This window comes from Olsenella absiana (genome assembly GCF_036408855.1).
GTDB classification, from domain to species: domain Bacteria; phylum Actinomycetota; class Coriobacteriia; order Coriobacteriales; family Atopobiaceae; genus Olsenella_K; species Olsenella_K absiana.
Genome location: NZ_JAZGJQ010000002.1, coordinates 107,676 through 120,852 on the forward strand (window position 1 = coordinate 107,676; position 13,177 = coordinate 120,852).

The window sequence follows — 13,177 nt, forward strand, 5'->3', positions numbered from 1 at the left end:
CCGGCCTGCGCCGGGCCCGGCAGGCGCACTAGTCGAAGTAGACCTTGCGCGCGTTGTTGTAGTACACGTCCTCGAGCTCCTCCGGGGTGAAGGCGTCGACCTTCAGCAGGTAGTCGGTCAGGTGCTCGTAGGTGTCCTGCGTCGCCGCGAAGGGGGCGTCGGTGCCCCACATCATGCGGTCGGCGCCGATAATCCCCTTGGCCTCCTTGAGGTAGGCCGCCGCCTCGTGGTAGGGGTAGGTGTCCGGCGCCATGATCTTGGGGATGGCGGCGATGTCGAACCAGACGTTGGGCTTGGAGAGCAGCTCGAGGGAGAGAGCCCACTCCTTGTGCTTGTCACGCGCCGGGGCGAGCAGGTGGCACACCGTGATCTTGAGGTCGGGGCAGCGGTCGGCCACGCGCATGATCGCGTAGGGCTGGTGGCTCTCCATCGTGATGTCGCCCACGTCGAGCGCCACGTTGCCGTGGTTCTTCTCGATGAGCTTGAAGATCTCCATCATGCGATCGCCGGAGATGTCGATCGGGTCGTGCGTGCCCATCAGGCCGCCGCCGCTCGAGATCTCGAACTTGACCAGGCGGAAGCCGTCGTCCTCGAGGTAGTGCCTCAAGGTCTCCATGTGGTCGGTCTGGAACGGGTCGACCGTGCACGAGGGGCAGAAGCGGTCGGGCATCTCCTTCAGCAGCTGCTTGTGGTACTGGTTCTGGAAGCCGTAGAGGCTGCCCTGCATCAGCACGGCACGCTCGACCTCGTTTGCGTCCATGATCTCGAGCAGCTGCTCGGCCAGGAAGCTCTCGCCCCCAATCTCGGGCGGGATGAGCTGGAACACCTCGCCGTTGCCCCACTGGGCCTTGCCGCCCCCGATGGCACGGCTCTCGCCACGTCGGCAGTAGCCCGCGACGACCTTCGCGAGGTGCACGTGAGCGTCTATCTTCTTCATGATGCAGCCACATCCTTTCTCTTCATGAGCCCCGCAAAGAGCCCGCCAGCCTTCCTCTTGGACTGGTCGAGGTGCTGGGCCGCGTCGAGCGCCACGGCGGCGATCGTCACGACGCCAGTCACGAGGCCCGCCTGCGTCGAGTCTACGCCCATCAGGTTGAGGCCATTGGTGAGCAGGCCCATGAGCACGGTGCCGTACATGGCGCCGGGCACGGTGCCCTCGCCGCCGAGCAGGCTCACGCCGCCGATGACGCCGGCGGTGATCACCGAGTTCACGTAGTCCGCGCCCTGTGAGGCCATACCCTGCTGGTTCATGGACGCGAGCACGACGCCACCGATGGCGGCCGCCACGCCGGACAGCACGTAGCAGGCGATGGAGCGGCCCTTGACGTTGATGCCCGAGATCTCGGCCGCGGTGGGGTTGCCGCCCACGGCGTAGATCTGGCGCCCGAAGACGGTCCTGCGCAGGACGAACCAGCTGATGAGCGCCATCAGGAGCATGAAGTAGATGGGCAGCGGCAGCATGAGGATCTTGGTGTCGGCGATGCCGGTGAACAGGGCCGGCTGCGTGCAGCTGACGATCTTGTTGCCCGTGATCACCATGGACATGCCCGTGAACGCGGTCTGGGTCGCGAACGTGACGAGGAACGCCGGGATGTTGAAGGTCGTGACGATGAAGCCGTGGAAGAGGCCTGCGAGCGCGCCGACCGCCACCGCGGCGAGGATGCCGACAAAGACGGAGCCCGGCGTCGCCCCCAGGGCGTTGATGACCTCGACGCAAACGACGCCGGTGAGACCGAGCAACGCGCCGATCGAGAGGTCGATGCCGCCGATCAGGAAGACGAAGATCGTACCGCAGACCATGATGCCGATGACGGACACCGAGTTCAGGACCGACCCGATGTTGGAGACGTTCATGAAGTTGCTGCCCGCGAGGAGCCACAGGACGACGATGAACGCTACGAGAATGATGGGCTTGCTGTAGGTGTTGAAACTGAACTTCCCCCTCATGCCGCCGTCCCCTCCCCGGACTCGACGCCCTGGCCGGCAGCGAGCACCATGGCCTGGGTCACCTCTTCGTTCTTGAACTCCTTGACGATGTCACCCTTGCGCATCACGACGATGCGGTGCGAGACGCGGATGAGCTCCTGCAGGTCGGAGGACACGACGATGACCGCCACGCCCTGCTTGGCGAGGTCCTCGAGGATCGAGTAGATCTCGTCCTTGGCGCCGACGTCGATGCCGGCGGTCGGCTCGTCGACGATCAGGAGGTTCAGGGAGCGCATCAGCCACTTGCCGAGGACGACCTTCTGCTGGTTGCCGCCGGACATGTCACCGACGCGCTTTGCGGGGTCGCACGGACGGATGTCGACGTCCTGGATGGCGCGCTCGCCGAGCGCGAGCTCGTCCCCGTCGTCGATGGCCCTGCCGCGCATCTTCACGATGTCGTAGTTGGGCAGCGCGACGTTCTTGACCGTCGACAGCAGCGGGATGAAGCCCTGGTTCCTGCGGTCCTCCGGGACGAAGCCGATGCCCGCCGCGATGCTGTTCTTGGGCGTCGGGTCGAGCTTCTTGCCGTCGAGCCACACCTCTCCGGAGGCGGCCTTGTCGACACCGTAGATGGCGCGCACGAGCTCGGTCCTACCGGCGCCGATGAGGCCGCCGATGCCCAAGATCTCGCCGCGGTGCACCTGGAGGTTGATGTCGCGGTACTTGTTGGTCGCGTCGGTGAGCCCCCTCACGTCGAGGCGCACCTCGGCGGAGTCATCCGAGTGGAGCATCTTGCGCGAGCCCGCGGACTCGTCGACGACCTTGCCGATCATCGTCTCGATGACCTTGGCGGGGACGATCTGGTCCTTGGTGAGGACTTCGACGTTCTTGCCGTCGCGCAGGATCGTCAGGCGGTCGGAGAGGCGGTAGACCTCCTCGAGGCGGTGCGAGATGTAGACGATCGAGACCCCCTCGGAGCGCAGCGTCTCGATGACGTCGAAGAGGCTCTCGGACTCCTTGGCGGAGAGGGAGGCGGTCGGCTCGTCCATGATCAGGAGCTTCGCGTCGGCCGACAGGCCCTTCAGGATCTCGACGAGCTGGCGCTGGCCCATGCCCAGGTTCTCCACGAGGGTGTCGGGCGAGAGCGGGAACTCGTACTTATCGATAAGCTGCTGGGTCATCTCGCGCATCTTGGCGTGGTCGATGAAGGGGCCCTTCATCGGCTCGCGACCGAGGTAGACGTTCTGGGCCACCGTGAGCGGCGGGATGACCGAGAGCTCCTGGTAGATGCAGGACACGCCGAGCTTCTGGCAGTCCTGGAAGCTATCGATCTGGACGGGCTGCCCCTCCCAGAAGATCTGCCCCGAGTCCATGGAGTAGACGCCCGTGAGGATCTTGATGAGGGTCGACTTGCCGGCGCCGTTCTCGCCCATGAGGGCGTGGACCTCGCCTGGTGCCACTTCGAAGTGGACGTCCTGGAGCACCTTCACGCCAGAGAAGCTCTTGCAGATGCCCTTGGCCTCGAGGATGGGCGTTTCGCTCATGCCGCCACCCCTTTCTCCGTCTCGACCGCCGGGACGGCCCCGGCGCCGCGCGCCTTCGCGCGCTTGTCCATGACCTTCTTGTAGACGGCGTCGAAGATGACGACGGCGATGATGACCGCGCCCTTGATGATGTACTGGACCGCCGTGTTGACTCCGAGCTTCAGGACGCCGTTGTCGAGCGCCGCCATGAAGATCGCGCCGATCGCCATGCCGATGACGTCACCGCTGCCGCCCGCGAGCGACACGCCGCCAATGACCGCCGCGGCGATGGGGTCGAACTCGAAGCCGAGGCCGATGGAGGTCGTCGCCGACTGCAGGCGCGCGATGGTGAAGATCGAGCCAACCGCCGCGCAGAGGCCGACGACCACGTAGGCGATGATCTGCGTCTTGGAGATGCTGATGCCCGAGAGGGTCGCCGCCTTCTTGCTCGCGCCGACGGAGTAGAGGTTGGTGCCGAAGTGCGTGAGCTTGAGCACGATCTGGCCGACGATGATGAACACGAGCGCGGCCGAGGTCACGATGTAGAAGGGCCCGATGACGCCGCCGAGCCACATCGCCCCGCCGAAGACCGTGAAGTCGCGGACGACCATCGGCTGGCTCTGGATGACGCCGTTGGCGTCGCGGACCGCGATGATGTAGGTGAACGAGCGGTAGATGCTCATCGTCGCCAGGGTCGCGATGAACTCGGGTACGTGGAGCTTGCCGACGATGAAGCCGTTGACGAGGCCGCAGACGAGGCCCACGGCGACGCCGATGAGCAGCATCACCGGGATGGGCCAGAGCGTGTACGCGTAGACGTTAGCCATCACCATGCCGACCACGGCCATGATGGCGCCCGTCGAGAGGTCGATGCCGGACGTGATGATCACGTAGGTCACGCCGACGCCGACGATTGCGACGACCGAGGCGTCGCGCAGGATGTTGATGAGGTTCGTAGAGTTAAGGAAGGACATGCCACTCAGGATCGTGAAGAGCACGACCAGCACCAAGAGCATGCCTATGGAGATCAGGCGCCTGAGCGTTGCTTGTTTCATCCCTTGCTCCTCTCTTGTCGATCGGTGTGCCCAGGCCCTACCAGCGGTCCTCCTGCGAGATGCTCCCCACGGTCTCCGCGGTGACGACGATCGGCTCCATGACGACCTGCGGGGTCTTGGTGAGCACCGTGTAGTTGTACTCGGAGCCGATCATGAGCAGCGCGATCTTCGCGGCGGTGGAGCCCTCGTCCCAGCTGTTGGTGTAGATCGTGCCGCTCATCTGCCCGTTCTCGATCATCGTGAGGGCGTCGGACTCGCCGTCGGCTCCCCAGATGATGTACTTGCCGCGCTTGCCCGCGTTGTCCGCGGCGAGCGCCGCGCCCTCGGCCATGGCGTCGTTGATGCAGAAGACGCCGGTCATGCCGTCGTACTGCTGCATGAAGGCCTCCATGACCGTCCTCGCCTTCTCCTTCTCGAAGGCCGCACTGTTGGCGCCGACGATGGTGATGCCGGGGTAGTTGGCGATCGTGTCGCGGAAGCCGCGCTCGAGGTTGTCGGTGCGGGTCAGGCCGGGCACGCCCTGGATGATGGCGACGCCGCCCTTCTCGCCCATCTGCTCGGCCATCTTCTCGGCGGCAAGGCGTCCGGCGTCGTAGTCGACGGCCATCACGAGCGCGCTGTGGACGGTGTCGGAGGAGCAGTCGAGGTTGAGCGTGATGACGGGGATGCCCGCGGACTCTGCCTGGGCGACCGACGAGGCGAGCGCCGCGCCGTCGGAGCACTGCAGGATGACGGCGTTGTACTGCTGGTTGATGATGTCGGCCATCAGCGTGACCTGGGTCTCGGCCGAGGACTCGCCGTTGAAGGAGTCGATGGTGATGTTGTCCCACGACGAGCACTCGCGCTGGATGCCCTCGAGCCACGCCTGGTTGTTGGGGGTGGAGAGGTCGTGCGCGACGTAGGCGATCCTGATCTGGTTCTCGGCGTTGTACGGGTCGACCGTCACCTTGTTGCTGGAGCCCGACGCCACGGCGCCGGACCCACCGCCTCCCGTGCGGTCGACCTTCTCGAAGGTGCATCCCGCGAGGGTGCCCAGCGCCAGGGGGGCAGCTGCGGCGGCCGTCAGAAACGTTCTCCTGTCCATACACGTTCCCTTCTCTACAGACGGGGTGCCCAGAGGACAAGCACGTACCCGTATTAACGTCCTGCCGATAAGGACCGCGGCGGCGCGGCGTGCACCGGGCGCGGAACCCGTCGCGAGCCGGGGCTAGGCCCCGACCCCTGCCAGGTCGAAGCAGCGTCGCAAGAAGCTGCGGGCATGCTCCTCAATGAGCCAGAGGTGGTCACCGGGGTGGCCGTGGATCTCGACGGAGGCGCACACGGCGCTCACCCCCGCGGGCGTGTAGAAGGAGGCGACCCTGGAGAGGATCCGCGCACCGACCTCGGGCGTGAGGAAGCCCTCGGTCTCCCAGCCGGGCGCCAGGGCGCAGTCCATGTGCAGGTCGCCGAAGCAGGGGTGCGCAGGGTCCAGGATCGCGTCGCAGAGGTGGAGCTGGGCGAGGTAGGGGGAGGCGAGGTCGAGAGACCTCACGAGGTCGATGCCGCCCAGGGCCTCGTGCGCGCTGTCCCAGTGGATGTAGGCGTTGGGGCAGCGGTCGTGTATGGGCGCGAACCAGGTGACCGTCTCCTCCATGGGACCGATGAGCTGACGCTTGTGGGCGTTGCGGTCCAGTGGCTCGATAGTGAGGTTGAGGCCCAGGTCGCGGGCATGGTCGCCCAGCGCGATCATCGAGTCCGCGAGGGCGGCCTTCGCGAGGCCGCGCAGCTCGGGCGCGGGATCGGGGCCACTGGCCACGCAGAGGTTGCGCATCCCGGACTCAGCCGCATAGTCGGCGAGCTGCGTCACGAGGGCGACGGCGCGCCTGCGGGCGCCCTCGTCCAGGTCCGAGAGGCTGAGGCCGCGGGCTGCGAGATAAGGACCTGCGAAGGTGGTCCCGAGGAGGCGCTCACCCTCGATGATCGCTCGCACGGCGGAGCGGTTGGCGGCGTCGAAGAACACGGGCAGCTCGACGGCCCGGTAGAACCCAAGGGCTACGGTCCTCCGGAGCACCTCGATCATGCGAGCCTCGTCGTTCATGTAGGGGTTGAACATCTCGAGCAGGTGCGCAGAAGGGAGGATCTCCTGGGCCATGGTCTTATCCCCTCGCCGTCGTGGCTCCTTGGGACGCACGCGCGGGGGGCGTCGGGACCTCCCGTCAACTTCTTATGTTTTCATAGTCGGCACAAAAGTGAAATATCACTTTGTGCCCGCTCGCTTAAACGGCTGTTTTTCCGGGTTGAACGGACTGACTCTTGACGGCAATCTGCGGTCGACTCTTTGTTCGTGTGGGGATGTTGGGAAAAGTGATATTTTTGTTCGCTCAATGTTACTCCGGCGGACGGGCGCATCGGTGCGGAGAGCGGCCTGCCATAGGTTATAACCTTTGTGTTCCCGAGGTTCTTGCAGGCCTAACGCCTTGCTCAAAAGCCAGACGGGCCAGAGGAAAGGCGTCAGGAGACCCCTCGCGAAGAGGCCATAGCCCTCCACTCCAGGCAGTTTTCCCTATCTGGAATATCAAATGCACGGAAATCGCGCCAGCTGGGCACCTGACAGGGGCCGCGGGGCGCCTCCGCCAGCTCGTCCTAGACCGCGTCCCCCGGGACGGGCCCGAAGTCGAAGTAGTCGGGGTGCTGCTCCACCATCTGGTCCCAGAAGTCCACGAAGTGGTTGAGGTGCCCATAGATGAAGGTGTAGAGCTGGTCCTTCGTGAGCCGCGTGCCGAAGGCGAGCCTTTTGGCGAGGTCCTCGTGGTCGCGGTAGAAGGTGTAGGGATCGTCGAAGCCGTAGACGAGCCCCATGAAGCGCACCCGGTCGTAGTGCGTCGAGGCGGCCCGCACCATGCGCCAGGTGAACTCGAGCCCCGACCCCTCGAAGACGATGCGGTGGAACTCGTCGTCGAGGCTCGCGAGGCGGAAGATGTCGAGCGGGGTAGCCTCGAGCGTCCTGCGCTGCTCGTCCAAGCACTCGCTCAGGCGCACGATGTAGCTGCTCGGGAGCCTTCCCGCCATCCGGAAGAGGGTCTGGGCCTCTACGTCGGTCCGGAGCAGCGAACCCTGCCGCATCGCACTCACGTTGATGCGCGAGATGTTGGTGCCGCTCTGCGGGACGACGTCGACGAGGAGCTGCTCACGCAGCCTGCCCACGGCCTGGTGCACCGGCATCTTGGAGAGGCCGAGCTTCTGCGCGACAGCCGTCTCCCTGAGCTGGGCGCCGGGCGGCATCTTGTACATGAGGATGTTGTACCTGAGGACGCGGTAGGCGTAGTCCAGGCTCGTCTCGTCCTCGGACTTGGGCAGCACCACCATCTCGTCCGAGACGTCGCTCCCCCCGCGCTTAGGGGCAGGGCGCGCCTCCCCCTCCTCGAACGTCCCTGCTCCAGCTGGCATCTCTCACCCATCCGATCCCGAGACCGCGCCCGCAAGGCGGCGGCGAGGTACAGCGTGCTGCAAGAGAGCATACCCAAAGCGGGGAGCAGGGGAAAGTCCTCCGCCGTACGCATGAAAAAGGGGCCGGTCGCGGCAGCTGCCGCGACCGGCCCCTTGGCCTGGTAGTCGCCCTGGCTCAACGGTCCTAGAGGACGGAGCGGAACGGCACGTTGGGCTCGTGCTCGAAGCAGTCGTGGAAGCCGCGGTCGTACATGTACTCCTTCTTGTCCTTGTCGAGGGGATACGTGTAGTCGCCGCCGGGCTGCCAGTAGTACGGGTGGAACTTGTACTGCAGACGGTCCTTGCGCATCTGGTACAGTACCTCGATCTCGCGCTGGTCGGCCATGAAGTTGGTCCAGACGTCCCAGTGGATGGGGATGACGACCTTGGCCTGCAGCGCCTCGGCCATGCGCAGGATGTCGGTGGCCTCCATCTTGTCCTGGATGCCGACCGGGTTGCAGCCGTAGGAGCCGAAGCAGACGTCCACGCCGCCGTACTCCTTCATGATGTCCTTGCCGTGCTTCGCGAAGTAGATGGAGTAGTGAGAGTCGCCGGAGTGGTAGATGTTGCCGCCCGGGGTGACGAGCAGGTAGTTGACGGCCTTCTCGTCCATGTCGGTCGGGCACTTGCCGGCCAGGTCCTCGCGGTCGGGACCGGTGGAGTCGGTGGTGGTGATGCAGGTGCGATCGAAGGAGTCCATGGCCACGATGGTCATGTCCTTGATCTTGATCTTGTCACCGGGCTTGACGACCTTGATGCGGTCCTCGGGGACGCCCCAGCTGCGCCAGAACTCGGCGGACTTCTCCGGGCCGATGAACGGCACGGGGACCTCGTTGCCGTTCTCGTCGGTGGTGGTCATGCCGGAGTTGACGACGTGGGCGGCCCACTCCTTGGACATGTGGTCCTGGTGGTAGTGGGTGGCGAGGACGGCGTCGACGTGCTTGAAGGCGAAGGGGTCGAAGACGTAGGGGATGTTGCGCAGGTTGGGCTGCATGGCGCGGACGCCGGCCATGTTGGCCATCTGGTGGCCGACCTTCATGAGGCCGTTGCCGTGGGTGCGCTTGCCGTTGCCGGTCCACAGGTCGATGGTGATGTTGGCGTCACCGGGGGTCTTGACCCACATGCCGGTGCAGCCGAGCCACCACATCTTGACGTTGCCCTCGGGGACCACGGCGTTCTCGATGTCCTCGTTGAGCCACGTGCCCCACTCGGGGAACGTGTTCATGATCCACTTCTCGCGGGTTACCTCGTCAATAGCGGACATTCAAGCTCCTTTCGTAAGTGAGCCCCGCCCCCGGGGCGACCGGGGGCGGGAAGGTCTTAGTGCCTAGGCGGTCACGTCGTAGAGGGCGACCTCGTTGGTCTCGCGGTTGGCCGAGATGATGTGGTCCTGGCCGTCGTTGAAGACCCAGCAGTTGGCGGGGCCGCAGTCGTGGTCGATGATCTCCACGGCGTAGGCGCCGTCCTCGTAGCCGAGGCGCATGAGGTCACGGCCGCCCTTGCGGTTGCCGAGCACCGCACTGGACTTGCCGGCGAGGTCACCAGACCAGATGGCGTGCAGGAACGGACGCTTCTCCGGGTCCTCCCAGACCTTCTCGTAGCTGTCCTCGTTCTCGGTGGCATGCCACACGGAGAGCGTGTCGCCATGGAAGGTGGAGATGGTCACGACCTCGTCCTTGCCGTCGCCGTCGAGATCCGCGAGGCACATGTCGCTCGTGGGCTGCACGAGGAGGCAGCGAACGTCCCACTCGCCGTCGCGCGTCGCGGGCGCCGTGTAGCGGAAGACGCCGGCGGCGGTGCCCACGAGGGCGAAGCTGCGGTCCGGGGCCATGTAGAAGCCGTGGTTCTGAAGCTGGTAGTTCGCGATCTTCGTGAGCTGCAGCTGGTGGTCCTCGTCATAGCGCTCGAGATCGCCGTCGAGCGGCGCGACGTAGACCGCGCCGGGGTCGCGCCAGTCGTTCTTGAACTGGCGGCACTCGCTCTTGATGGTGCAGGCGATGAGCCAGTCCTGGCCGTCGGCGCCCTTGAGGACGCCGAAGCGGTGCACGTAGGGCAGGTCGCAGACGACCGACATCTTCCAGGTGCCGTCCGCCTGGCGCGTCCAGGTGACGATCTTGGCGTCGTCCGCGCCGAAGTTGGGCGAGAAGAACTTGTAGGTGGCCATCAGCTGGTCGCCCCTGCCGGGGGCCTGCGTGACGGTCATGACGCCGCCGGGGCCCTCGTTGACGTCCTCGATGACCTTGCCGTCGAGGGTGAAGCGGCGCATCGGCCCTTCCTTCTCCGTAGCGACGACGAAGCCGTTGGTGTCGGCGCCGTCGAACATGCAGACGGCGTAGCACTTGACCATGTCAGTCGCGAGAACGTGCTTCTGGTAGTTCATCTCTCACCTCTGTGCGGACGTGGTGCTTGGACGTGGCGTTGGTCTTAGGCGAACTTCTTGTCGACGCCGGCCTCGAGGAACTTCTCCTCGATCTCCTTGTCGCTCATGACGTTCTTCAGCGGCACGGTGATGATGCCGGCGGCCTTGGCGTCGGCGAACATGTTCTCGAAGTTGCGCGGGAAGCAGACGATGTCATAGGTCTTGGCAGTGGAGGTACCCTCGGCCAGCGCGCAGTGGTGGACCTTGGGATCCTTGAGGTTGAGCTTCTTGGCGACGCGCTCGACCGCCATCTGCATCATCAGGGAGGTGCCGGAGCCGTTCGCGCAGGCGCACAGAATCTTGGTTGCCATGGTTGACATCCTTTCCGGGGCTTGGCCCCATCTGAGTCCGGGCCCCGTCGGGGCCCGGACGGTACTTGCCTGAAGTCTACCCACCGGGGCAGGCTCAACTACGTGCTCGACGAACCAGGTACGGGGAGCGAAGCTACTCAGCCTTCTCGGCGGAAGCCTCGGCCTTGGCCGCGTACTCCTTGTACTTGTCGTAGTCCTCGACCTCGAGGAAGTAGGTGCTGTTGCCGTTCTCGTCCTTCGGGGCGGCCTTGTACTGGAGCTGCGGGATGACGATGAGGATGACGGCGACGATGGCCACGCCGATCCAGCCGAGGTACTTCATGATGACCGTGAAGAGCGGCCAGATGGTAGCCCAGTCGAACATGCCGAGGTAGCCGCCGAAGGCGTACATCTGGACCCAGGAGGCGATGAGGGCGGAGCCGAAGACCTGGCAGAGGCCGCAGATGAACGGGAGGATCAGGCAGGCCTTGAGGCCACCCTTGTTGTTGGCGTAGACGCCGATGACGGCGTTGTCGAAGAACAGGGGCACGAAGCCGGCGACCACGAGGACCGGGGAGTGCATGAGCAGCAGCGCGCCGATGGCGAGGAACTGGCCCACGGCACCGGCCATGAAGCCGATGGTGACGGCGTTGGTGGAGCCGAAACCGAAGGTGACGGCGCAGTCGACGCCGGGGACGGAGCCCTTGATCAGCTTGGAGGAGATGCCCTGGAAGGAGGTGGTGAGCTCGGCGACGAAGGTGCGGACGCCCAGCTGGAGGATCGTCAGGTAGACGGCGAACTGGAAGCAGTTGTAGAGGACGTAGAAGAAGAAGTCCTTGCCGGGGGTCAGCGCGGCGTTGCCGGTGAGCTGCTTGTCGGCGGTCAGCTTGATCAGGAAGTCCGGACCGATGACGCACAGGATGATGCCGAAGAAGATGGTCATCAGGATGGCCGTGGAGACCATGTTCTCGTTGAACATGGACAGCCAGCCGGGCAGCTCGATGTCCTCGAGGCGCTTGTCGAAGACGGAGTGCTTCTCGGGGTTCTTGGCCTGCTTCTTGGCGTCGCGGCGAGCCATCCAGCCGGCGACCTTGGACGCGAAGAAGATGCCGAACATCTGCTGGTGGCCGATGGAGAAGCCGGCGCCGTCAGTGAGCTCCTGGGTCGGACCGACCGTGAGGTTGGAGCCGACGGCCCAGTAGAGGCCGAGGAGGAGGGTCATGACGAAGAGGGCGGGGCCGGAGGCGAGCTGGGGGAAGCAGAACATGATGAGCCACAGGGCGGTAGCGGCCTGCTGGACCTGGACGTTGCCCGTGGTGAAGATGGCGCGCATCTTGGTCTTGTTCTTGAAGGCGACCAGTGCGATGTTGAGGATGTAGGCGAACAGCAGCAGGAGCATGTACTGCGAGATGTTCGCGCCCTGGAGGAAGGAGACGTCAGCGAGGGAGAAGTCGCCGGCAGCGGCCGCCTTGACGCCCGCGTCGACGGCGTTGTTGCCGAAGTAGGGGTCGATGACCATAGCGGTCAGGTTGAAGCGCTCCTTCAGGCCGACGATGACCGGGCGGAAGGAGTTGGTCAGGCCCGCGGAGCCGACCTGCAGGATCATGTAGCCCACGGAGGCCTTGATGAAGCCCGCGAGGACCTCGTACCAGTGCTTGCCGAGCAGGGCGTAGCCGATCACGACGATGAAGCCGATGATCCAGGCCGGTTGGGAGAGAATGGTCGAAGAGAACCAGTTCACCCCTGCCAACAAAATGTCCATGCTGTTCCTCTCTCTATCTCCAGGGCAACCCGTTTGCCCCAAATAGGCTCTCTGTCGCGCGTCCGCCTACTCGTCGCCGACCATTGCGTCGATCTCGAGCAGCTCGTCCGTGCTCTCGATCTTCTTGAGGCGCTCGACGACCTCCTCGTTGGAGAGCACCTGCGCGAGGCGCTGCATGCTCTTGAGGTGCTCGTCGGGGTCGGTGTCGCTCAGCGTGAAGAAGATGGTGGCGTCGGTGTCCTCGTTGGCGGGGTCCTCGAAGTGGACCGGCTCCTTGACGCGCATGAAGCTGATGGCGTCACGGTTGGTGCCACGGGCGTTCTCCATGGCGTGCGGCATGGCGACGCCCGGCATGAGGACGATGTAGGGGCCGTGCTTCTCGACGTTCTCGATCAGGCAGTCACCGTACTCGGGGTCGACGGAGCCATCCGCGATGAGGGGCTTGATGCCCTCCAGGAGGGCCTCCTTCCACTCGAGCGGCCCGTCCACCAGGTTGCAGTGCCCCTGCTCGTACAGCTGCTTAAGAAGCATGCCCTCTCCCTTCTGTAGAGCTCCTCCGAGCTCCTTACCGGCATAAGGTACTTTACATATCGTTCTGAACGATTGAACGACGAAAGCTACGTTCATAATGAACTCTTACACGGATACTACACCATCCCAAGTTATTCGGCGGCATTAATTTTGCCGTGAACGAATTTATTGGTCGTTTTGGCGTTAGATTCGTTCACAATAGTATT

Annotated in this window: 12 protein-coding genes; all 12 read right to left on the minus strand. The window is 64.7% G+C overall.

Going from position 1 to position 13,177, the window contains the following annotated elements; all coding sequences use genetic code 11:
- Window positions 1-28: 28 nt before the first annotated feature.
- Window positions 29-937: an amidohydrolase family protein gene (locus VXJ25_RS02405; RefSeq protein WP_330957620.1), complete on the minus strand. Its 909-nt coding sequence runs from the start codon at window positions 935-937 to the stop codon at window positions 29-31.
- A complete protein-coding gene (locus tag VXJ25_RS02410; protein ID WP_330957621.1) occupies window positions 934-1,947 on the minus strand; it encodes an ABC transporter permease in 1,014 nt (337 codons plus the stop codon). The genes VXJ25_RS02405 and VXJ25_RS02410 overlap by 4 nt, the downstream gene beginning before the upstream one ends.
- Complete coding sequence (locus tag VXJ25_RS02415; protein WP_330957622.1) at window positions 1,944-3,470, minus strand: sugar ABC transporter ATP-binding protein; 1,527 nt, start codon at window positions 3,468-3,470, stop codon at window positions 1,944-1,946. Before VXJ25_RS02415 ends, VXJ25_RS02410 begins: the two co-directional genes overlap by 4 nt.
- Window positions 3,467-4,504: an ABC transporter permease gene (locus VXJ25_RS02420; protein WP_330957623.1), complete on the minus strand. Its 1,038-nt coding sequence runs from the start codon at window positions 4,502-4,504 to the stop codon at window positions 3,467-3,469. The genes VXJ25_RS02415 and VXJ25_RS02420 overlap by 4 nt, the downstream gene beginning before the upstream one ends.
- Window positions 4,505-4,541: 37 nt before the next feature.
- Entirely contained in the window at window positions 4,542-5,588 is a 1,047-nt protein-coding gene (locus VXJ25_RS02425) for a sugar ABC transporter substrate-binding protein (RefSeq protein ID WP_330957624.1), read from the minus strand.
- Window positions 5,589-5,711: 123 nt separating this feature from the next.
- Window positions 5,712-6,635, minus strand: coding sequence for a sugar phosphate isomerase/epimerase family protein (locus tag VXJ25_RS02430; RefSeq protein WP_330957625.1), 924 nt, complete (start codon window positions 6,633-6,635; stop codon window positions 5,712-5,714).
- A 491-nt stretch (window positions 6,636-7,126) separates the two neighbouring features.
- Window positions 7,127-7,930, minus strand: coding sequence for a GntR family transcriptional regulator (locus VXJ25_RS02435; RefSeq protein WP_330957626.1), 804 nt, complete (start codon window positions 7,928-7,930; stop codon window positions 7,127-7,129).
- A gap of 184 nt (window positions 7,931-8,114) precedes the next feature.
- The gene (gene ulaG / locus VXJ25_RS02440; protein WP_330957627.1) at window positions 8,115-9,233 is read right to left on the minus strand and encodes an L-ascorbate 6-phosphate lactonase; all 1,119 of its coding nucleotides are present in this window, start codon (window positions 9,231-9,233) and stop codon (window positions 8,115-8,117) included.
- Window positions 9,234-9,296: 63 nt separating this feature from the next.
- Window positions 9,297-10,349: a hypothetical protein gene (locus tag VXJ25_RS02445; protein ID WP_330957628.1), complete on the minus strand. Its 1,053-nt coding sequence runs from the start codon at window positions 10,347-10,349 to the stop codon at window positions 9,297-9,299.
- 44 nt (window positions 10,350-10,393) lie between these two features.
- A complete protein-coding gene (locus VXJ25_RS02450) occupies window positions 10,394-10,699 on the minus strand; it encodes a PTS sugar transporter subunit IIB (protein ID WP_330957629.1) in 306 nt (101 codons plus the stop codon).
- A 133-nt stretch (window positions 10,700-10,832) separates the two neighbouring features.
- Window positions 10,833-12,440, minus strand: coding sequence for a PTS ascorbate transporter subunit IIC (locus VXJ25_RS02455; protein ID WP_330957630.1), 1,608 nt, complete (start codon window positions 12,438-12,440; stop codon window positions 10,833-10,835).
- 66 nt (window positions 12,441-12,506) lie between these two features.
- Window positions 12,507-12,971 carry a PTS sugar transporter subunit IIA gene (locus tag VXJ25_RS02460; RefSeq protein WP_330957631.1) on the minus strand — a complete coding sequence of 155 codons (465 nt, stop codon included), beginning with the start codon at window positions 12,969-12,971 and terminating at the stop codon, window positions 12,507-12,509.
- Window positions 12,972-13,177 lie beyond the last annotated feature (206 nt).

Bases quoted from the DNA above. Each gene is read 5' to 3' on its own strand.
- VXJ25_RS02405 (WP_330957620.1), bottom strand. From the start codon at position 937: ATGAAGAAGATAGACGCTCACGTGCACCTCGCGAAGGTCGTCGCGGGC.
- VXJ25_RS02410 (WP_330957621.1), bottom strand. From the start codon at position 1,947: ATGAGGGGGAAGTTCAGTTTCAACACCTACAGCAAGCCCATCATTCTC.
- VXJ25_RS02415 (WP_330957622.1), bottom strand. From the start codon at position 3,470: ATGAGCGAAACGCCCATCCTCGAGGCCAAGGGCATCTGCAAGAGCTTC.
- VXJ25_RS02420 (WP_330957623.1), bottom strand. From the start codon at position 4,504: ATGAAACAAGCAACGCTCAGGCGCCTGATCTCCATAGGCATGCTCTTG.
- VXJ25_RS02425 (WP_330957624.1), bottom strand. From the start codon at position 5,588: ATGGACAGGAGAACGTTTCTGACGGCCGCCGCAGCTGCCCCCCTGGCG.
- VXJ25_RS02430 (WP_330957625.1), bottom strand. From the start codon at position 6,635: ATGGCCCAGGAGATCCTCCCTTCTGCGCACCTGCTCGAGATGTTCAAC.
- VXJ25_RS02435 (WP_330957626.1), bottom strand. From the start codon at position 7,930: ATGCCAGCTGGAGCAGGGACGTTCGAGGAGGGGGAGGCGCGCCCTGCC.
- ulaG (WP_330957627.1), bottom strand. From the start codon at position 9,233: ATGTCCGCTATTGACGAGGTAACCCGCGAGAAGTGGATCATGAACACG.
- VXJ25_RS02445 (WP_330957628.1), bottom strand. From the start codon at position 10,349: ATGAACTACCAGAAGCACGTTCTCGCGACTGACATGGTCAAGTGCTAC.
- VXJ25_RS02450 (WP_330957629.1), bottom strand. From the start codon at position 10,699: ATGGCAACCAAGATTCTGTGCGCCTGCGCGAACGGCTCCGGCACCTCC.
- VXJ25_RS02455 (WP_330957630.1), bottom strand. From the start codon at position 12,440: ATGGACATTTTGTTGGCAGGGGTGAACTGGTTCTCTTCGACCATTCTC.
- VXJ25_RS02460 (WP_330957631.1), bottom strand. From the start codon at position 12,971: ATGCTTCTTAAGCAGCTGTACGAGCAGGGGCACTGCAACCTGGTGGAC.